Genomic DNA, 20,192 nt, shown 5'->3' with positions numbered 1-20,192 from the left:
AAACGCCAAAGCTTGCCAAGTCATTGAGTAAAAGAGCACTATTACAATCCCGACAGATTAGATAAACTGCCGGGATTTTATTTTAAATTGCTTCAAACAATTTGCCGGGCAAAGGCCGAATTACGCCTTTAAGTTCCATGTTTAAAAGAACACCGGACATTTTATAAATTGGAAAATCGCATCGGAGTGCAATAATGTCCAGCAATTCTTTTCCGTTTTTCAAAAGGAAATCATATACTTTCTGCTCATCAATTTCTAAATCTATAAAAAGCTGTTTTTGAATCGTTTTAGTTTTATTTTCAATGTCCCAATTCAGCATATAAATAAGATCTGCGGCATCTGTTAAAACATTTGCTTTTTGGGTCTTTATCAGATTATTACAACCTTGGCTGTAGCGATCGGTTACGCGGCCGGGAACTGCAAAAACATCGCGGTTGTATTCGTTTGCCATATTTGCTGTGATTAAAGAACCTCCTTTGTCGGCCGATTCTATTACAATTGTGGCTTCTGTCATTCCTGCAACAATTCTATTTCTGCGTACAAATTTTTCTTTATCAGGGTTTGATGAACTCCAAAACTCTGTAATAAAACCGCCGTTTTTTTCCATTCCGGCCATATATTTTTTATGCGTTTTGGGATAAATTTGATTTAAACCGTGCGCGAGAACCCCAATAGTCTGCAGGTTATTATCCATCGCAATCTGGTGGGCCACAATATCAACGCCGTACGCAAAACCACTTACAATTACAGGATCGAGAGGGGCAATATCTTCAATAAGTTTTTTACAAAATTCAGTACCATATGATGTAATCTGGCGTGTGCCTACGATACTTATTATTTTCTTGTTTTTTAGATCAATATTACCGGATGTAAAGATTAAAACCGGAGAATCGATACAGTGTTTAAGACGTTCCGGATAACTTTCATCCTGAAAAAAAGATACGTTGACTGAATCCGATTTAATGAATTCAAGCTCTTTAGCTGCTTTTTCAAAAATAGATTTATCGTTCAAGTTTTTTAGAAGAACAGTTCCTACTCCATCGATAGAAGAAATTTGATTTTTTTTGGCTTTAAAAATTTCTTCGGCACTGCCAAAGTGTGTAAGCAGTTTTTTAGCCATAATATCCCCGACTCCATCTACTTTTAGCAGCGCTAACAAGTAAAATAATTCCTGATCTGTCATTTCTTAATAATATTATGTAAAATAGAAAAACTAAAATTAAATTTTTCAAAGCGCAAATATCCATAAAATAAAGTAATTTCTTAATAATATTAAAAAATAATAGCCGAAGAACGTTATATCATGGAACAACAAAATATTTAACTTATTGGTTTTTAATTGTCTATAAAATAATCCTAATTGTTAATAAAAATTGTGAATAAAATTTTGATAACTATATTGGTTCGCTAACTTTGTTCCTATGAAAATCGAAAATTACATCTCACAGTTATTGTATCGTTATCAGTGTGTAACGGTGCCTGGGTTCGGAGCTTTTTTAACCGAAATTCATTCAGCACATCTGAATGAAAGTACAAATTCGTTTTTTCCACCTAAAAAAACGATCTCATTCAACAGCCATTTAAAAAATAACGATGGTTTATTAGCCAATCATATCGCTCAGGCAGAAAGCACATCTTATGGATTTGCTGTAAGTGCCATTTCGCATGAAGTTTTAAGCTGGAAGCAGAATTTGGAACAAAATGACACCATCAGCCTTAAAAACATAGGGGACTTACGCCTTAATGCTGAAGGAAATATCATTTTTACACCAACTGATAATACTAATTTCTTGACAACATCATTCGGATTAAGTCCGTTTGTATCGCCTTTGGTTAAGAAAGAAGTTTTTGAGAAAAAAATCGAGAAAATTTCAGAGAAGCAAACTGTAAATCTATATGAAGATGATGAAGAAGTAAAATCATCGGGTTCATTGTTGAGATATGCAGCTATTTTTGTTTTAGGTCTTGGAATTACAGGAAGTATTGGTTATCCTTTATATCAAAATCAGATTGATTCTCAAACACTTGTTGTAGAAAGTTCGGTACAGAAAAAAGTTCAGAACAAAATTCAGGAAGCAACATTTATGATTCAGAATCCTCTGCCTGCTGTAACACTTTCTGTAGATTCATCAAAGGTAGAAGAAACTGCGGTAATCAAAACTATGCCTTATCACATTATGGCCGGAGCATTTAGAAGCCAGCAAAATGCAAAAAAAGCATACGATCAATTAATTAAAGATGGTTATCAGGCACGCATGCTTGGCGAAAACAAACACGGTTTATTCCCAGTTTTATACGGAAGTTATGCGACAATGGCTGAAGCTGAAAAAGCGCAAAAAGAAATTCAGAAAGGCGAAAATCCAGATGCCTGGATTTTGGTTGAAGCTTTATAAAAATTATCTTTTCAAAATACACTTAATCCTTTTTTCATCTTTTTGAGAAAAGGATTTTTTTATTTCTTCAAAAAAAATTAGATGCATTGATTTATAGTAAAAACGCTGTTAAAATTTATTAATTTTCAAATGCGTTTAATAAAGTCAATTTTAAAAGATTTTTGAACGTGAAATGACCCGAAATAGCTTATTTATGTTTGCTTCTCTTAAAAGCTTTAAAAATGAAGCTTTAGGCTGTAATGAAACTCATTTTACAAATAAGATTTAAGCCTAAAAGTTAAGGATAATAATATTGTAATATTTATACTACGGAACGGAATGATATTTGCTGTTGTTTCAAAAACAAAAAAATATTTATTACCATGAAACGCACACAAAAATTAGTATTATTGATTGGCCTTTTAATTTCATCACAGGTATTCTATGCTCAGCAAATATCATTAAACAATGATAGTCAGGAAATTGCAATTAGAAAAGATAATTCTTTAATCGAACAGCAAAGATTAGAAAAAGAGCAAAGAGATTTAAAAAACAGCAATAAAAAAATAGAACAGCAGCAAAAGCAGCTGAAGGAAGAGCAGAAAAAAGTAGAGAAAAGAAAATCTTCAATTGAAAAAGCACAAAATAACGTTGAAAAAACCAAGAAAGACATAGCTAAAAAACAGGATCAAAATCAGAAACTGAAAAACGAAATAAACACTCGTGCAGTCTCTGAAGAAAAGCTTCAAAAAAATGAAATTAAATTGAAAGAACAAGAAATCGATATCCTGAAACTTCAAACCAAGCTGACTCAGCAACAGAAAGATCTTGATAAACTATTACAATCCAAGTAATTAATTATCAAAGTTTAAAAAAGAATTGTAATTTAAAATCCTATTCACATGAATAGGATTTTTTTATTTCAAATAATTATTCTACAATAATTTTGGCGGCTTGTGAAACAATTTCTTTTCCGTTTTGAGAAACCTCCAAAGTCGCATCTGGAGAATCACTTTGTCCCAAAACTATGATATAACATCTGTATAAATAGTTTCCTTTTTTAAAATCATAATAATGGTTTCCGCCAGTTCCATCAGCAAAAAATTTTCCGTTGGTAATAACCAAATCCGGTTTTTCGCTCATTTTTTGTTTTGGCGACCATGATGCATATCTGTATTTATCATTCCCCAAGTCATCAATTCTGATCTTAAATTTAGAAGTCAGCAGTATATAATTCGGTTCTTTAAAAACAGCTAGTGAAGGATGAAGAGTTTTTTTATCTTTTGAGATCAGCTTCTTTTTAAGATCTTCTTCAAATTTTGACTGATGCGTTATACTTATCAATCGTCCGTTTTCGTCTATCCAAATGTCACCGCGATCAAGCATAATCCCACGCCAGCCGACTTGAGACCAATCTGTTGCCGGATTTGATTTTATAATTTTGGTTTTCAATGCAGTATCAAAAACTTCATCATATCTTTTTACAAATTCTGCTTTGTTGTTAATGGGCGGAATTGGATAATCTCTTTTAAACGGATATTTAACCACTGCGGCAACCGCTTCTTTTTTATTGTTTTTTACACAGTCAATAAAATAGATAATTCCTTTTTGATATTCTTTTTTTAATTCCTGGCTGCAGACAATTTGAATTGAAAAAACAGATAGAACCAGATATACGAGTTTTAATTTCATCTTAAATAATTTGATATTAATCAATGTTTTACGTGGAACAACGAATATTAAAGATAATTAATTTATGCTCGCTTTAAACATTTTAAGTTCATCCCAGGTAAATTCGTCGCCATGTTTTTCTTTCAGGCCATTTAGTGATTCTTCCTGATAAAACTGAAACGCTTCTCTCAATGCTAATATTTTATCATACGGAAGAACATCAGAAATTTCTATTTTCTTAGATTGTATTAATTTAACTAAATGCATTTCAATAGTTTGTGCGGTTAGCTTTCGAATTCGGGCTATATCCTGAATTGAATTTTTTTCTACCCACAAATCGTATGTTTCTTCTACCGTTGTTTTCTTAGCCGTTTTGGGCTCACTTTTGTCCAATTTTTTAGAAGTATAACGCACCACCGGTTCATCTGCTTTAAAAATGTCGGTATTGGTCATTTTGTATTCTTCTCGGATTTTTTCCAGCTTATTTAATTTGAAATTTTTAATAGCAGGCGACGTCAGCTTGTCTTTGCTTATGGGTTCACCGGCCACAACAATTTCGATTAATAATTTGGCTTTCATTAAACGCAAAACAGCATTTGTCTGCAGATCATCCAAAAAAGCTAATTCTTCATAAAATTCTTTTACTTTTTTAAATTTCTGAATTTCAGCCATTTTCTGAAGAAGATCGGTCACCAATTTGTCCATTGGCTTAAAGAAATAGTCATAAGCCGCTTCTACCCTTTCCTGAACAAAGAATAAGTCGACTGTTTCTTTATTAAAAATTTTATTAAGCTGATTGATGAATTTCTGCGAAGGATCTATAAGCTGTTCTATTGTATCTAAACGTTTGTGTGCCCAAACCGAATGTTTTGATTTTTCTGAGGAGGCAGCATTTTCATTATAACTAAAACGGTGATTTCGCCATTCTTGCGCCAAATCGGTCCAATTAAAACTGTTAATCAAGTAGTTATGAATAAAATTTTTAGTTTCAAAATGCAGTGATTTTTCAAGAATATCATCTGTTGCTTTATTCAAAGCATAATCCATTACATCCTGATCGTTAGAAATACCATTCATCTGCATCGGAGAAAGCAAAATAAGCCCTTTTAAGGAACGTAAACGCGACAATGCTACATATGCTTGTCCGGGAAGAAAAACCTGCGATACATCAAGCGCGGCTTTATCAAAAGTTAAACCCTGACTTTTATGGACCGTTATTGCCCAGGCCAACTTGATCGGATAATGTGCAAATGTGCCTAAAACCTCTTCTTCTATCTCTTTTGTAAGCTCATTTACTTTGTAACGAATGTTTTTCCATTCGTATTTTTCAACTTCTATGGTTTTATTTTCTTCCGGAAAATGAACAAAAATTTCTTCTGGTGAAAGTGACTTAATAATCCCCATTTTACCATTAAAATAGCGCTTTTCAAAAGATAAATCGTTTTTTATAAACATTACCTGTGCCCCTATTTTGAGTTTTAAGTTTTCCTCTACAGGAAAAATTTTCTCCGGAAAATCGCTTACAATAAAGGGTAGATAAGTGTATTCGTTTCCAGCTAAATCGTTTATAGACTGCTCGTTAATAGCATCTGCTTTGGCATTGTGAGTGGTTAATGTAATGTAACCTTCATTAGATTTGAGATCAAAATCGGGTTGTACATATTGGTTTAAAAACTGCACATCCTGCTGTGAAATCTGATTGTTTCGCAGATTATTCAAAACAGAAATAAAATCATCATCAGTTTGGCGGTAAATCTTAGACAATTCGATATATAACGGCGGATTTTGCTGCATTACATGCGAGTGAAAAAAGAATTTTCCTTTGTAATAATTTCGCAAAGTACGCCATTCTTCGTCCCGAATAACAGGCGGCAACTGCAGTAAATCGCCGATAAAAAGCACCTGAACACCACCAAAAGCATAGGAATTTCTGCGAACGGTCTGCATCATAAAGTCTATTGCATCCAGCAGATCTGCTCGCAGCATACTAACTTCATCAATAATCAGCAACTCCATGTTTTTGATCACATTACGCTTTACATTATTCATTTTGAAATGCCTGCGTAATGTTTCTTTATTCTCAAATTTTACGGTTTCTGTAAATTGAGAATTGGCCTCGTAAGACGGAATAAAAGCAGAAAAAGGCAGTTGAAACATCGAATGAATAGTAACACCGCCGGCATTTAGCGCCGCAATTCCGGTTGGTGCTACCACGACCGTGTTTTTGTGTGTTGTAGCGATAATTTCGCGTAAAAGCGTAGTTTTTCCTGTTCCGGCCTTACCCGTTAAAAAGATTGACTTCTGCGTCTGATTGATAAATTGTAAAGTGTAAGCTGCTGCTTCTGAAACGTTTTGCATTGCGTAAATTGAATTCTAAAAGTATCGCATTTTTATAAAAGAAAAAACCTAAATCTGCATTAGATTTAGGTTTTTTCTTTTAGTTAGTTAGTTTGGTATTATTTCTTAGCTTCTGCTTTTACTTCTGGCTTAGCAGCCTCAGTTTTTGGAGTTGCTTTATACTTATCATTTAATGCCTTAATAACTTCTTTTGTAATATCATACTTCTCTTCTGCATACAAAATAGAAGCTGCGTCTCCTGTACCGTAGATATAAGAATAACCTTTTTCTTTACCGTAAGTTTTGATGAATTTTTTAACTCCGCTTACAAGTGAGTCCATTTCTACACCGCTTTCTTGTTGCAATTGCTGCGATAATTGTTGTTGAGCATAACCCAATTGTTGTTCTCTTTTTTGCAATTCAGCTCCTCTTTGCTGTGCCCAAGCTTGGCCATTTGCTTGTGCTTGACTTTGAAAATTAGCAGCGTCTTGTCTAAAACGAGTAATTTCTGCTTGTAGCTGTCTTCCTTTTTCTTCTGCCTGAGCTTTATATTTTGCCTCAAGATCTTTTGCTTCAGTGTACTCTTTCATTAAAACTGAAGTATCAACGTAAGCTGTTTTTACTTCCTTAACTTCTGCTGTTTTATTGCATGAAACAACCAAAATTGAAAGCGCGATAATTACTAATGCTTTTTTCATTTTTTAAATTTCTATTTTTTTAATGTATTGAAGACAAAAATATAAAAAAATAAATAGCATCAACATAAACTTTAAAAAATGGGCTAATTTTATGATATTACTTTTACTTATGGTATAAAAAACTATCATAATTAAACCCTATTAAAACCGGCTTTAATAGCTCGTTTTAGAGACGATTTCAAAAAAAAGCCAATATTTCTCCTCAATCAGGGTGAAATATTGGCTTAAATACGCTTAAATTGCGTTTTACTTGTTTTTTAAGACATAAATGTGCGATGAATACTCTAACGTACGCTTTGCTTTTAAGTTTGATCGTAATCCCACTAAAAATGCGGAGATGTAATTCATTTTTCCCGTTTTATATTTTTCCGATAATAAGCTCACATAAAAAGAATCAAATTTCATCGGAAGCACTTTTTCTAATTTCATTTCTACTTTTTCAAAAAGGGACTGAATGGCTTTTTTTGAAAAATGCCAAAAATGAATTGGCACATCATAAGCTGCCCAAAATTCATTATAATATTTTGCGTCGTAAGATTTAAAATTTGGAACCGCAACAATTAATGTTCCAGTTGGCTTTAGCAATCGCTTTAATTCCTGAATTTGTAATTCTAAATTTGGGACGTGTTCCAAAACGTGCCACATTGTAATTACATCAAAAGTATTATTTTCGAGCTCGCTGATTTCTTCTACAAATGAAATTCCTTTTTTCTTTGCAATTTCTTTTGCTCTTTCGCTTGGTTCTACTCCAACCGTTTGCCAGCCGTCATTTTTTGCAGTTAATAAAAAATCTCCGGTTCCGGCACCAATGTCTAAAATTTTTCCTTTTTGAGATTGCTGCGCGTTAATTAAATTCAGTTTATTTTTAAGCGCAATATTTTTTACAAAATGATATGCTTTTTCAAATAAGGAACGTTTGTTATCTGTGTGCGAAATATAATCTTCGCTTTCATAATATCTTCCAAGATTTTCTAAATCTGGCTGCGGAGAGGTAATCAGCATATCCAGATTTTCATCATAGTACAATTCAAAAATTTCTTTTGAAACAGAATGGTCTTTTACGGTAAGAAAATGTTTTTTGTTTAAAACGTCCATTTTTTAATTAAAGGTATTTTGGTTTAATTTTATAGTAAATCCTAAAAGTTTAAAATTAGAATTTTAGAATTTTTTATTTATTTGATTTCGTTTGTCCAGTTTATTTTTACACCCGACATTTTTTCGTTTTCAATTCTTACTTCTTTTAAAACAGTAAAATCGTTTTTAATATAAAACGGCATCGGAGATATATAAAATTCTTTATTCTGTTTTACTTCATTTTCCTGATCGATCACCCAACCATTCAAACTATTATTATTCTTTTTTAATTCGTTAATCAAAAGAGAGCCGTTTCCTTTTCCTTGCGTTTTGTGATCTAAAATTATGGCAAACCAATTTTCTTGATCTCTCAAAAAAGTAAAGGCCCATCCGTTAATTTTATCTGCATCGTTAAACAGTAAATAATGTTTTGTATTGGAAAGACTGTTTAAATAGAATTCAAAATCAGCGGTAGTTTTACAATTCAATCTCAAAGGATATTCATCATTCCAAAGTTCACGCAAAGCTTCTTTTTCTTCGACAGATAAGTTTTCCTTTTCAATAATCTTCATAATTCAAAATTTTAGAATCTTGTAATAACTCAACCTAACTTAGAAAACAAGACGAATAGTTTCACGTGGAACATTTTTTATTTGTTTCAGGTTTCAGGTTTCAGGTTTCACGTTACGAAAACTTAAAACTTAAAACGTGAAACGTGAAACAAAATTTACCTCCCCATATAAATCAAAAGCACGGAAATATCACTAGGTGAAACTCCGCTAATTCTTGATGCCTGAGAAATTGTTACTGGACGAATTTTACTTAACTTTTGTTTTGCTTCAATAGACATTGATTTGATTTTATTATAATCAAAATTCTCGGGGATTTTTACTTCCTCGAGTCTTGTCAATTTATCGGCATTATTTCTTTCCTTTTCGATATAGCCAGAATATTTAACTTGAATTTCTGCCTGCTCTAAAATTTCCTGATCCAAATTATTCTCTTCGACATAAGCTTTTACTTTTTCGAATTTCATCATATCTTCTAAATCAATCTGAGGACGAGAGAACACTTTAAACATTTTATCACCTTGCGTAATCGGAGCCGTTTCTTTTGCTTCAAGAATCGGATTTGTTTCTGCAACCGAAACACTGGTTTCTTTAAAGAAGGCAACCATCTTTTCGGACTCGTTTAGTTTCTGTTCCATTCTTCGCAAACGTTTCTCAGAAGCAAGACCAATTTCGTGAGACATTGGTGTTAATCTAAAATCAGCATTATCTTGACGCAACAATGTTCTATACTCTGCTCTTGATGTAAACATACGATAAGGTTCTTCTGTTCCTTTCGTAATTAAGTCATCAATCAAAACTCCAATATAAGCTTCATCACGTTTCAAAATTAATGGCGCTTTTTCATGCACTTTCAAATGTGCATTTATTCCCGCCATCAAACCTTGCGATGCAGCTTCTTCATATCCGGTCGTTCCGTTTATCTGTCCGGCAAAATATAATCCTTCAACCAATTTGGTTTCCAAAGTATGTTTCAATTGTGTCGGCGGAAAATAATCATATTCGATTGCATAACCAGGACGAAGGAATTTCACCTTCTCAAAACCTGCAACAGAACGAAGCGCTTTAAATTGAATATCTTCTGGAAGCGAAGTCGAAAATCCGTTTACATAAACCTCGCAAGTTTTCCATCCTTCTGGCTCCACAAATAATTGATGTCTTTCTTTATCTGCAAAACGATTTATTTTATCTTCTATCGAAGGACAATATCTCGGACCGATACTTTTGATTCTTCCGTTAAACATTGGAGAACGATCAAATCCTGATCTCAAAATATCATGAACATCCAACGACGTATACGTCATGTGACAAGATCTTTGTTCTGTCAATGGAACTGTCAAATCTGAATAAGAAAACTTATCTGGCTTTGCGTCTCCTTTTTCTTCATTCATTTTAGAATAATCCAAAGAACGACCATCTACTCTTGGAGGCGTTCCTGTTTTCATTCTTCCAGACTCAAAACCTACTGCAACCAAATCTTCGGTAATTCCAAAAGCAGCGCTCTCGCCTGCTCTTCCTCCACCAAATTGTTTATCTCCAATATGGATCAATCCATTCAGAAAAGTTCCGTTTGTCAACACTACAGATTTCGAACGAATCTCAACTCCCAGAGAAGTTCTGATTCCTTTTATCTTTCCTTTCTCAATAATCAAACCTTTTACCATCTCTTGGTAGAAATCAAGATTTGGAGTTCCCTCCAACATCATTCTCCACTCTTCGGCAAATCGCATTCGATCACTTTGAACTCTTGGCGACCACATTGCGGGTCCTTTTGATTTGTTCAACATCTTGAATTGAATTGCTGTTCTGTCTGAAACAATTCCGGAGTAACCTCCAAGCGCATCAATCTCACGAACGATTTGTCCTTTTGCAATTCCACCCATCGCAGGATTGCAAGACATCTGGGCAATGTTCTGCAAACTCATTGTAACCAATAAAGTTTTGGATCCTAGATTTGCGGCCGCTGCCGCGGCTTCGGATCCTGCATGACCTGCACCAACTACAATAACATCGTATTCTTCTAAAAACATTTTGTTTTATTATTCTCTGGAAACCGATTAAGGCGGTTCTCAGAATTAACTTTATACTCTTTTTGTTCCACGTGGAACGGTTTTGTTTTGTTTCAGGTTTTCTTTGTTTCGGGTTTTCTTTGTTTCAAGTCTCAAGTTTCAGATTTCAGATTTCAAAAACAAACTTAAAAGTTCCAGGTGGAACACTCGACACTTTTTCTCAAATCTTAAACGTATTACATAATGTTTCACGTGAAACATTATACAAACAACAAATCTGAATTTCATGTTTAAATTTACGTGTTCCACGTGAAACATATCCGAAACTCCAATTAACTTTAAATCAATTTATATGTTCCACGTGAAACACTTTTGATTTACAATGTCTTTTTTAGAGAGTGTTTCACGTGGAACAACTTTATAATTTATGTGCGTGCCTGAAACTTGAAACTTAAAACTTTGAACCTAAAACCTGAAACCTCAAACAAACAACCTACTGTTCCACGTGAAACATCGCGATCTTTTCGTCTTCTTTAGATCGCATAATTTCAGCGTCTGTATCTGTTTTATCTTTATATCCGCAGTAATGTAATATACCATGAGCAAGAACACGTTTTAATTCTTCTTCAAAAGAAACATTAAAATCTTTCGCGTTATCTTCTACTCTTTCAACAGAAACAAAAATATCTCCGTTTAATTCATTACCAACAGAATAATCAAAACTAATAATATCTGTTAATGTATCGTGATCCAGATATTCTACATTAATTTTATGAAGATACTCATCATCACAAAATATATAATTTATCTCTCCTTCGTTTTTCTTTTCAGAAACAATTACAGCACTCAACCAATCAGAAAAGGCTTGTTCGTTATCTAAATTAAAATCTGTTTCGTAATTAAAATTGATCATTTTGTATTAAAATATTCTTGAACCATTTGGTTAAAATTTGAGCGCAAAGGTAGTGATTGTCTATTTAAAATCTCTACACTGTTTAAATAATCCAATAATGAGCTTGGCAACACATTTGACTTATTTGAAAATTCAGCCTTATTTGTTTCAGATTGACGCTTGGTATCTTGCCCTTGTTGTTGCACTGCATTATTTAATTTTAATAATTCTTGCTGAATATTTAAGATTCTTTGTAAGTTCTCATTCTTAAATCCTTTATTCAAAAGTTGCTTTTCAGATTGTTTCATTTGATCTATTACAGATCTTCCTTGAGAATCTAAACCTTTTTTAGCTAACTCTTTTTGCAAGGCTTCGCGAAGTTTAACCTGCTCTTTGTAAATTTCCATTATTGCTTCGGCATCTCCTTCTCCATCTTCTCCGTCTTTACCGTCTTTCTCTCCTTTTCCGTTTTTACCATCTTTACCAGAAGAACCTTTATCACCACTTTTTCCTTGTCCTTGTTTGCCCTGACTTTCTCCCTGACCAGATTTTCCTTCTTGTCCTTGTCCAGGTTTTTCTCCAGGATTGTTTCCCGGTTTATCTCCAGGCTTCATTCCTTCTTTCATTTTATCAGCAAGTCCTTTTTGTTTTTGAATAATATCTGGAAGCTGCATTCCTTGTCCATCTCCCGGTTTTGGTTTTCCTGCTCCCGGTTTAGACATAGACATCTGCATGTTATTTAATAAATCACTTAAAAAATCAGCCAATTTATTTGCAGAAGAAACTGCATATTGCTGGTGAGATACTCCTTTTGGAACCTGAACTTCTGTCAACGATTCGATGGCTTTGTCTACATTGTATTGTACATTTCCAATTTCCTTGGTTACATCTTCGGCTACTTTAGGATTACGTAATGATAAAGCAAACAAACTATCATCGACATGTTTGAATTGTTGTTTCAGGTTTTGCTGTACTTTTATATTCTTCGTATATATAGAAGAACCCAGTTTCATAGATTTAAATTGTTTCATAACATCTTCCTGAGATAATGAATACGCCAGAAGATTATCCAGAATCTGACGAAGCATTGCAACATCTTCTTCTAATTGTTCCTGCTCTCCTCCTTCCATACTAGAATCCATTTGCTGTGCCATACTCTTCATTTTCTTAGAGGCACTTTTCTGTTTTGGCTTAGCCGAAGAAGTATTCTTTTTATTCAGTTCTTCAGATGCTTTTTGCAAATCATCTTTAACATCTTTTTCTTTAGATGCATCAGAAGGAATATCAAGCGGAGATTTTAAGGTTTTGTTTTCTTCTTTCAAATCTTTTAAATCTTCTTGTATCTTCTCAAAAGCTTTATTAATCTCTTCTTGTTTTTCTGAAGTGTTTTCTTTGTCTTTATTAGAAAGCTGTTCTTGCTTCTCTGCAAGTTTATCTAGTTTCTCTGCAACTTGTCCTGCTTTCTTTTCTACATAAAATCGTTTGGTCAGCTCGACTAATTGTTCTAAATTTCTGGATTGGTTTTTACTGATTTGCTTAAACTTTTCCATTTTATCATACAGTTCTTCGCTGTTTAATTTATCATTTAGATTCTTCAATTCATCTAATAATTTCTGATTCTTCTCTAAATCTTTATCTGCATTATCTAAACGCTTTTGTAAATCTTCGGCAGTTTTGTCTTTCTTGTCTTCTTTGAATTTATCTAAATTCTTATTCATTTTCTCTGCAAACTGTTTCATCTGTTCGTCTTGTTGTTTCTGACGTTTGATAAACTCATTGATCTTTTGCTGATCTTTAAACTCCAAATTATCTTTTTCTTTTCCTGTGTTTTGAATCTTATCCATTTCAGAAAATTGCTTAGTTTGATTCTTCAGCGATTTTGACAAACTATTAATGTTTTGATTTTGCTGTTGCAATTCTAAATCATGAACTTCATCTGTTGTAGAAACTCGATCTGAAAACGTAGAAGACTTTGTACTTTTAAATCCGTGCGGTGCATCGTTATCAAAAACCTCAAAATAATATTCGTAAGACACTCCTTCTTCTACAGCCAAATTACTTGGAAAAGAAAAAACGAATTGATCAAAAACAGATTGCTTCACCGGAATAGTTCCACGTTTTGCCGACTGAGGTTTGTTACGTTCGTAATAAACAATCTGCAATTTTGACAAACCATAGTCATCTCCCAATCTTCCTAAAACATAATTTTTATCTAGTTTCAAACTGTCTGGTGCAGGCGCAACAGTAATTGTTGGATGCTGATCTTTGATAACAGACAACTGATAATCTAGTTTTTCGTAGTTTTTGACCTTATTATTAGAAGTAAGAATTTGATATTCTGTGTTTTGACCTATATTTTTACTCAATTTAAACTCATTTTCGGCTTTATTAAATCTAAAAGTTGAATTTTCATCCTTCCAAACGATCTCCTGAGTTGCCTGAGTATTCATTTTCCAAGTTACCAAAGTACCTTCTGGAACAATTGCATTTCCAGTTCCCTGAATAGTTTCTGATTTCTTTTTTAAGTAAGATGGGAAATTCAAAACCATTTCGAAATTGGCAATGGAGGGAACTGTGATTACTTTCAATTCATATTCCTGAGATGAAACTGAATTTCCTTCAAAAGAAAAGGAGACATTCTCAACAGGTTTTTCAATCTTAAATTCGAACTTACCCGGTTGAGAAGATTCCATAAAATAACTTTCATTACCAATATGAATCATTACATTTTCGGGAACGATGTTTCCAACAGATTCCATTTTTACAACAAAATCTTTATTCTGTTCTGTTTGCAGATTTTGATTAAGAACTACAAATTTGAAAGGAGCCGGAGGCAAAAAAGAAGCATTAAAATGTACTACTCTATTTAAACTTTGAGAAATAATATTGCTATTTCCTGAAACAAAAAACACCGCAAAAAGCAAAACAGGAATCAAAGCCAATGGCAGATACTTTTTGTTTGACTTAAAATTGACAGCATTGCTAAATGGAATTGGCTGTAATGAATTTGCTTTTTGTTCTATTGAAGCTAACATCAATTCAGAACTTTCTGCTGCATTCTCAGAAGCCGAAAGTTGTAGAAAGTTCGTTAGTTTATCACTTACCTCTGTAAAATGATTTCCAATAATTGCCGATGCCTGATTATAATCGATTCCTTTTTGAAGTTTGAATAACTTAAAAATTGGAAATAATATAAATCGAAACAACAGAAAAACTTCTACTGCAATAAACATCCAGAATAGAACTGTTCTTCCTAATGGTTTTAACCAAAGGAAATACTCAATAAAAAGTGTAAACAGAAAATATAAAAGTCCGAAACCAATAAAAAGAAGTGTTCCTTTTATTAATTCATTGGTATAATATTTCTTTATAAATCCTTCTAATTTCTGATATATTGCAGATGATGTTTTCAAAATAAAATCTCTTTTAATTATAACCCCTAAAAGTAATAATTTTAATTAGATAATAGTCAATTAGAAAATTAGCCAATTAAGGCTGTGAACAAGATATTATCTCATTAAACTCATTTTCTAATTTTCTAATTAGAGTTGTATCTTTACATCAAAATTTTAAACAAATGTCAAAGCAAGTTCGTGTGCGTTTCGCACCAAGTCCAACAGGAGCATTACATATTGGTGGTGTTCGTACTGCCCTATTTAATTATTTATTTGCAAAAAAACATAATGGTGTTTTTTATCTGAGAATTGAAGATACAGATCAGACGCGTTTTGTTCCCGGAGCAGAAGCTTATATAATGGAAGCATTAGAATGGTTAGGAATTTCTCCTGATGAAACTGTTGGAAAGAATGAAAAATTTGGTCCTTACAGACAAAGCGAGCGTAAAGATTTATATAAAATTTATGCAGATCAATTGATCAATTCTGGCTGGGCATATTTTGCTTTTGATACTCCAGAAACTCTAACTTCATTACGAAATGAACAAGAAGCACAAGGAAAAACATTTATATACAATCATACAAATCGTGAAATATTGGATACCTCTTTGGTAATTTCTGCTGAAGAAACTGCTAAAAGAATTGCAAATGGAGAACATTATGTAATTCGTTTTAAAACTCCGGTTGATGAAACTTTACATTTAAAAGATATTATTCGCGGTGATGTAAAATTTGAAACTAGCTTACTTGATGATAAAGTCCTTTTTAAAAGTGACGGAATGCCAACTTATCATTTGGCGAATATTGTTGATGACCATTTGATGGAAACTTCACACGTAATTCGTGGTGAAGAATGGCTTCCTTCTATGCCTCTTCACGTTTTATTATATAGAGCTTTTGGCTGGGATGCTCCGGAATTTGCACATTTACCATTGATTTTAAAACCTAGCGGAAAAGGAAAATTATCAAAACGTGATGGAGAAATTGGCGGATTTCCTGTTTTCCCATTAGAATGGAATGGCTTAAAAGGATTTAGAGAAGAAGGTCATTTACCAGAATCTTTAGTAAATTTCCTTGCTATGATTGGTTGGAATGACGGAACCGAAAAAGAACATTTTTCATTAGAAGAACTTAGCCAGGTTTTTGATCTAAGCAGAGTACATAAAGCTGGCGCAAGATTTGATATTGAAAAAGCAAAATCTGTAAATCATTACTATCTGTCTAATAAAAATGATTCATTTTTAGCAGATTTATTTGAACCGGTTTTACAATCAAAAGGGATTCAAATTAGTAAAAATACAATTGAAAAAATAATGTCATTAGTTAAAGAACGTTTGGTTCTAACAACTGATATTTGGGATTTAACAGATTTCTTTTTCCAGGCACCAACTTCTTATGATGAAAAAGCAAGCAAAAACTGGAAGGAAGAAACTCCAGCTTTAATGCAGGAATTGATTTCGACTCTGGAATATATTGATGGTTTTGATTCGGCAAATATTGAAGCAGTTGTCAAAGATTGGTTAACCAAAAACGAAATTGGAATGGGTAAAGTAATGCAGCCTTTCCGCTTGAGTTTAGTTGGAGCACTCAAAGGTCCTCACCTATTTGACATTGTAGAAATCATCGGAAAAGAAGAAACTATATCGAGAATTCAGAAAGCGATAGCAACTTTATAAATAAAATATTTTAAATTTTAAATCAAACGCTAATAAACATTACTAAAATGTTGTTAGCGTTTTTTTTATGTTTAAAAAAATTGAAATTAGCAGAATATTCGTAATTTACCAGATCATAAAAACTAAATCTATATTATCATGAGTACAGCAATTATTATCATTCTAGTACTGGCATTCTTTATTTTCATGTCCTCTTTCTTTACCGTAAAACAACAAAGTTCTGTTGTAATAGAAAGATTTGGAAAATTTCACAGTGTCAGAAATTCTGGATTACAATTAAAAATTCCAATCGTGGATCGCTTGGCCGGACGTGTCAATCTTAAAATCCAACAATTAGATGTTATCATCGAAACTAAAACCAAAGACAACGTTTTTATTAAAATGAAAGTTTCGGTTCAGTTTAAAGTAATTCAGGATAAAGTCTACGACGCATTTTACAAATTAGAATATCCGCACGATCAGATTACAGCTTATGTATTTGATGTAGTTCGTGCCGAAGTTCCTAAACTAAAACTGGATGATGTTTTTGAGAGAAAAGATGATATTGCAATTGCAGTAAAAAGAGAATTGAATGAAGCCATGACTACTTATGGATATGACATTATCAATACTTTGGTTACCGATATTGATCCGGATATCCAGGTAAAAAATGCCATGAACAGAATTAATGCTGCTGATAGAGAAAAAACTGCAGCAGAATTTGAAGCAGAAAGTTCAAGAATCAGAATTGTGGCAAAAGCAAAAGCTGAAGCTGAAAGTAAACGTTTACAAGGTCAAGGTATTGCAGATCAACGTCGCGAAATTGCAAGAGGATTAGTAGAAAGTGTTGAAGTATTGAATAATGTGGGAATCAATTCTCAGGAAGCTTCTGCCCTAATTGTTGTGACACAGCATTATGATACACTGCAGGCAATTGGAGCTGATGCAAATTCTAATTTAATTTTACTTCCAAATTCGCCGCAAGCAGGAAGCGACATGCTGAATAATATGGTTGCTTCATTTACGGCTTCAAATCAAGTCGGTGAAATGATGAAAAAAACCAATAAAAAAGTTGAAAAACCAAAACCAATTCAGCGTCAATCTGGTTACGAAGATGATATTCAACCAGAAACACAACAATAATAATAAAAAAAAAGAGGCTTAACTGCCTCTTTTTTTATTTATAAACCAATTGATTATAAGCGGTATAATACCCTGTATGATTTTTGGATATGATTTTGACAAATAATCTCTATAAGAAGAAATTATTCCTCCGGCTATATTTTGTGGTGTTATGCTTTCTTTAGTTTTCTGAAAACTTAAAACTAATTTCTGATAATTAATATCTTTTTCTAATTTTAAAATTTCAAGATCTCTTTCGATCTCTGCATACGATGAGTATTTCTTTGGTCCCATAAATTAATCATTAAAAAAGATTTCTGAAAATTTTTCTAAAATCGGACCTTCCACAAACTTATCTTTTATAAAGAAAAGCAGTATTGTAAACAAAAGATAGATCCCTCCTACTGCTAAAAATCCCAAAGCAGTACTCCCAAATAAAGATCCGAAAGCATATGCTGCCGCAAAAGATCCAAAAAGCAAAACCATACTAAAACACAATAATATAAGGGTAAACTTAAAAATTAAAGTTGTTGATTTCATTGCAACTTTAAAGCCCCATAATTTATAGTACGCTAAATGGCTGTCAATGTAAACCTTAGTTTGTTCCTGAATTTTTTCAGTATTTTCTTTTAACTCTTCAAACGCCATAATTTATTTTTTAAAATAAAAAAGCACAAAACTGTCTTATAAAAATAAGAAAGTTATGTGCTTTTTGTACAAGTATTATTTTTGAAGTTTAGCGTTTTGTGCTTTCAAATCAGCCAATTTAGATTCTAAAAAAGTGATTACTTCTTCTGTTTTATGACTTACATTTGATAATAAATCATCTAAAGTTCCGTCAAGATTTTGAGTTGCACTGGTAAATTTTTCACGTAGTACTTCAGAACTTGCATCAAAAGAATCTTTAAGATTATGTTTTGCGTCATCAATTCCTTCTTTCAATTTAGCTCTAGTTTTAGAGCCTTTGTCCGGAGCAAATAAAATTCCGATCGCTGCTCCTGCTGCCGCAGCCGCTAATATTGCTGCTACTGTATTTAAATTCTTAGACATAATATAATATTTTAATTGATTACTAAAGGTACTCTTTTTTAAAACTACAAATAGTTGAATATCTGTATTTTTTGCATTTTAAAAAAGATCAATACACATAAGCAACAGCTTCATATTTTCCATCAGCCTTTTCTACTATACTCACAAAAGGATAACCATTTGATGCAGATTGTGTTTTAATTCTCATCGCAGTTTGATTTTGGTTTGCAATTGGCGGTTCACCTTTTGTCCTTGTCGAGACTCCAGAAAAATTAGCAGCCTGTTTTAAGCCAATTGTCTTTTCCTGAGGTAAAACAGTTACCATTTTATAATCGTCTTTTGAATTAACTATTACTTTATCTGAAATTTTTTGAGTTTGTTTGGTCTGCTTATTCGTTAAATGTGAAACTGCGTGTTTGCTGATTTTGATTTCTTCAGAATTTCCGTTTACAGAATAATGAATTAAATCTTTTTCATGTTTAATGAAATTAACATCAAGCTGTTCACCGCTGTGTTTTGTAATTTGATGTGTTTGTGAAATTGCAATATTTGCAAATAAGAATGCTAGCGTAAAATATAATACTCTCATGATAATTAAATTTAAGTTTTTAAAAAATATACTCTTACAGAAAGAAATATAAAAACTTAATTTACCTAAAACGAATGCTATGGAATTTCACAATTACGAAACAATTTGAAAAATACCTTTTACGCGAAATATTATCAAAGTTATTTCATAATAAAAATTGGAACATAAATTTGTCTTCTCGAGAATTCAATTAAGGAAAATCTAAAATTAAAATCATAATCAATTAAATTTTAGAAAACCAATTTAGAATCTGCACGGAAATTTTAATTTTTATAAAATCATAACTGATTTTTGGTATGCTATAAAAATACCAACTTTATAAACAATTGTATGTTAATAACCCGTTAAACTAACAAAAATAACAGTAAAAACTAAAATAAAGGTCATATTTAAACAATTATTCAAAAAACGAATATTGTATCGACCGAATTAAAAACAAGTCTTAAAATAACTTTATGCAAGTCATTTTTAATATAAAAATTTTATTAATATAAAAATTAGAATAGTTTTTATATATAATAATTAAAAACAATAGAAAAGTTATTTTCAATACTTCATGTTGATATTTATACTGATACTCAAATTTAGGTGTAAAACTTAAATTTTATATTAAAGCAACATTAGATTTCAGATTTTTAAAAGACTTTTTAAGGTTATAAACAATTCAATGTTAATAAGCCCTAAAGTGAAGTAAAACGAGGACTAAACTTTAAATTAAAGCTTATTTTTAATGATTTTCTAAAAGATGATAGATCATATAAAAGAAGTAAAATAATTGAT

Annotated in this window: 17 protein-coding genes; 4 read left to right on the top strand and 13 right to left on the bottom strand. The window is 32.3% G+C overall.

Going from position 1 to position 20,192, the window contains the following annotated elements:
• Positions 1 to 82 precede the first annotated feature (82 nt).
• Positions 83 to 1,183: a DNA-processing protein DprA gene (dprA, locus tag B0A68_RS12770; protein WP_035687172.1), complete on the bottom strand. Its 1,101-nt coding sequence runs from the start codon at positions 1,181 to 1,183 to the stop codon at positions 83 to 85.
• A 238-nt stretch (positions 1,184 to 1,421) separates the two neighbouring features.
• Between dprA and B0A68_RS12765 the strand changes: the two genes are divergently transcribed.
• Entirely contained in the window at positions 1,422 to 2,393 is a 972-nt protein-coding gene (locus B0A68_RS12765) for an HU domain-containing protein (protein ID WP_035687169.1), read from the top strand.
• A gap of 362 nt (positions 2,394 to 2,755) precedes the next feature.
• The gene (locus B0A68_RS12760) at positions 2,756 to 3,226 is read left to right on the top strand and encodes a hypothetical protein (RefSeq protein WP_035687167.1); all 471 of its coding nucleotides are present in this window, start codon (positions 2,756 to 2,758) and stop codon (positions 3,224 to 3,226) included.
• 76 nt (positions 3,227 to 3,302) lie between these two features.
• Here B0A68_RS12760 and B0A68_RS12755 read toward each other — a convergent pair whose 3' ends face one another.
• The 8 genes from B0A68_RS12755 to B0A68_RS12720 all read right to left on the bottom strand — a co-directional run bounded on the left by B0A68_RS12755 (position 3,303) and on the right by B0A68_RS12720 (position 15,035).
• Positions 3,303 to 4,064, bottom strand: a complete 762-nt coding sequence (locus tag B0A68_RS12755) for a hypothetical protein (RefSeq protein ID WP_035687164.1) — start codon at positions 4,062 to 4,064, stop codon at positions 3,303 to 3,305.
• Between the two features lie 57 nt (positions 4,065 to 4,121).
• Complete coding sequence (locus B0A68_RS12750; RefSeq protein ID WP_035687161.1) at positions 4,122 to 6,401, bottom strand: helix-turn-helix domain-containing protein; 2,280 nt, start codon at positions 6,399 to 6,401, stop codon at positions 4,122 to 4,124.
• Positions 6,402 to 6,499: 98 nt separating this feature from the next.
• Entirely contained in the window at positions 6,500 to 7,078 is a 579-nt protein-coding gene (locus tag B0A68_RS12745) for an OmpH family outer membrane protein (protein WP_035687158.1), read from the bottom strand.
• A 246-nt stretch (positions 7,079 to 7,324) separates the two neighbouring features.
• Positions 7,325 to 8,173: a class I SAM-dependent methyltransferase gene (locus B0A68_RS12740; RefSeq protein WP_035687156.1), complete on the bottom strand. Its 849-nt coding sequence runs from the start codon at positions 8,171 to 8,173 to the stop codon at positions 7,325 to 7,327.
• A gap of 77 nt (positions 8,174 to 8,250) precedes the next feature.
• Entirely contained in the window at positions 8,251 to 8,724 is a 474-nt protein-coding gene (locus B0A68_RS12735) for a hypothetical protein (RefSeq protein ID WP_035687152.1), read from the bottom strand.
• Positions 8,725 to 8,879: 155 nt separating this feature from the next.
• A complete protein-coding gene (gene mnmG, locus B0A68_RS12730) occupies positions 8,880 to 10,751 on the bottom strand; it encodes a tRNA uridine-5-carboxymethylaminomethyl(34) synthesis enzyme MnmG (RefSeq protein ID WP_035687150.1) in 1,872 nt (623 codons plus the stop codon).
• A 472-nt stretch (positions 10,752 to 11,223) separates the two neighbouring features.
• The gene (ybeY, locus tag B0A68_RS12725; RefSeq protein WP_035687147.1) at positions 11,224 to 11,643 is read right to left on the bottom strand and encodes an rRNA maturation RNase YbeY; all 420 of its coding nucleotides are present in this window, start codon (positions 11,641 to 11,643) and stop codon (positions 11,224 to 11,226) included.
• Positions 11,640 to 15,035 carry a coiled-coil domain-containing protein gene (locus tag B0A68_RS12720; protein ID WP_035687144.1) on the bottom strand — a complete coding sequence of 1,132 codons (3,396 nt, stop codon included), beginning with the start codon at positions 15,033 to 15,035 and terminating at the stop codon, positions 11,640 to 11,642. The genes ybeY and B0A68_RS12720 overlap by 4 nt, the downstream gene beginning before the upstream one ends.
• 164 nt (positions 15,036 to 15,199) lie before the next feature.
• On the opposite strand from B0A68_RS12720, the gene gltX reads away from it, so the two are divergent.
• The gene (gene gltX, locus B0A68_RS12715) at positions 15,200 to 16,693 is read left to right on the top strand and encodes a glutamate--tRNA ligase (RefSeq protein ID WP_035687141.1); all 1,494 of its coding nucleotides are present in this window, start codon (positions 15,200 to 15,202) and stop codon (positions 16,691 to 16,693) included.
• Positions 16,694 to 16,831: 138 nt separating this feature from the next.
• A complete protein-coding gene (locus B0A68_RS12710; protein ID WP_035687138.1) occupies positions 16,832 to 17,815 on the top strand; it encodes an SPFH domain-containing protein in 984 nt (327 codons plus the stop codon).
• 18 nt (positions 17,816 to 17,833) lie between these two features.
• On the opposite strand, the gene B0A68_RS12705 is transcribed toward B0A68_RS12710, so the two are convergent.
• The 4 genes from B0A68_RS12705 to B0A68_RS12690 form a co-directional block, all read right to left on the bottom strand.
• Positions 17,834 to 18,088 carry a DUF6327 family protein gene (locus B0A68_RS12705; protein ID WP_035687135.1) on the bottom strand — a complete coding sequence of 85 codons (255 nt, stop codon included), beginning with the start codon at positions 18,086 to 18,088 and terminating at the stop codon, positions 17,834 to 17,836.
• Between the two features lie 3 nt (positions 18,089 to 18,091).
• Complete coding sequence (locus tag B0A68_RS12700; RefSeq protein WP_035687132.1) at positions 18,092 to 18,442, bottom strand: hypothetical protein; 351 nt, start codon at positions 18,440 to 18,442, stop codon at positions 18,092 to 18,094.
• A 75-nt stretch (positions 18,443 to 18,517) separates the two neighbouring features.
• Positions 18,518 to 18,844, bottom strand: coding sequence for a YtxH domain-containing protein (locus tag B0A68_RS12695; RefSeq protein WP_035687129.1), 327 nt, complete (start codon positions 18,842 to 18,844; stop codon positions 18,518 to 18,520).
• 88 nt (positions 18,845 to 18,932) lie between these two features.
• Positions 18,933 to 19,412 carry a hypothetical protein gene (locus B0A68_RS12690; protein WP_035687126.1) on the bottom strand — a complete coding sequence of 160 codons (480 nt, stop codon included), beginning with the start codon at positions 19,410 to 19,412 and terminating at the stop codon, positions 18,933 to 18,935.
• Positions 19,413 to 20,192 lie beyond the last annotated feature (780 nt).

The sequence above is a fragment of the Flavobacterium reichenbachii genome (assembly GCF_002217435.1).
In the GTDB taxonomy this organism is placed as follows: domain Bacteria; phylum Bacteroidota; class Bacteroidia; order Flavobacteriales; family Flavobacteriaceae; genus Flavobacterium; species Flavobacterium reichenbachii.
Note: the sequence above shows the minus strand (reverse complement) of the source record. Positions and strands in the feature narration are given on the sequence as shown.

Coding starts and splice junctions, on each gene's coding strand:
- B0A68_RS12690 (WP_035687126.1), bottom strand. CDS start 19,412: ATGAGAGTATTATATTTTACGCTAGCATTCTTATTTGCAAATATTGCA.
- B0A68_RS12740 (WP_035687156.1), bottom strand. CDS start 8,173: ATGGACGTTTTAAACAAAAAACATTTTCTTACCGTAAAAGACCATTCT.
- B0A68_RS12735 (WP_035687152.1), bottom strand. CDS start 8,724: ATGAAGATTATTGAAAAGGAAAACTTATCTGTCGAAGAAAAAGAAGCT.
- B0A68_RS12710 (WP_035687138.1), top strand. CDS start 16,832: ATGAGTACAGCAATTATTATCATTCTAGTACTGGCATTCTTTATTTTC.
- dprA (WP_035687172.1), bottom strand. CDS start 1,183: ATGACAGATCAGGAATTATTTTACTTGTTAGCGCTGCTAAAAGTAGAT.
- B0A68_RS12760 (WP_035687167.1), top strand. CDS start 2,756: ATGAAACGCACACAAAAATTAGTATTATTGATTGGCCTTTTAATTTCA.
- B0A68_RS12705 (WP_035687135.1), bottom strand. CDS start 18,088: ATGGGACCAAAGAAATACTCATCGTATGCAGAGATCGAAAGAGATCTT.
- B0A68_RS12755 (WP_035687164.1), bottom strand. CDS start 4,064: ATGAAATTAAAACTCGTATATCTGGTTCTATCTGTTTTTTCAATTCAA.
- mnmG (WP_035687150.1), bottom strand. CDS start 10,751: ATGTTTTTAGAAGAATACGATGTTATTGTAGTTGGTGCAGGTCATGCA.
- B0A68_RS12695 (WP_035687129.1), bottom strand. CDS start 18,844: ATGTCTAAGAATTTAAATACAGTAGCAGCAATATTAGCGGCTGCGGCA.
- gltX (WP_035687141.1), top strand. CDS start 15,200: ATGTCAAAGCAAGTTCGTGTGCGTTTCGCACCAAGTCCAACAGGAGCA.
- B0A68_RS12700 (WP_035687132.1), bottom strand. CDS start 18,442: ATGGCGTTTGAAGAGTTAAAAGAAAATACTGAAAAAATTCAGGAACAA.
- B0A68_RS12745 (WP_035687158.1), bottom strand. CDS start 7,078: ATGAAAAAAGCATTAGTAATTATCGCGCTTTCAATTTTGGTTGTTTCA.
- B0A68_RS12750 (WP_035687161.1), bottom strand. CDS start 6,401: ATGCAAAACGTTTCAGAAGCAGCAGCTTACACTTTACAATTTATCAAT.
- ybeY (WP_035687147.1), bottom strand. CDS start 11,643: ATGATCAATTTTAATTACGAAACAGATTTTAATTTAGATAACGAACAA.
- B0A68_RS12765 (WP_035687169.1), top strand. CDS start 1,422: ATGAAAATCGAAAATTACATCTCACAGTTATTGTATCGTTATCAGTGT.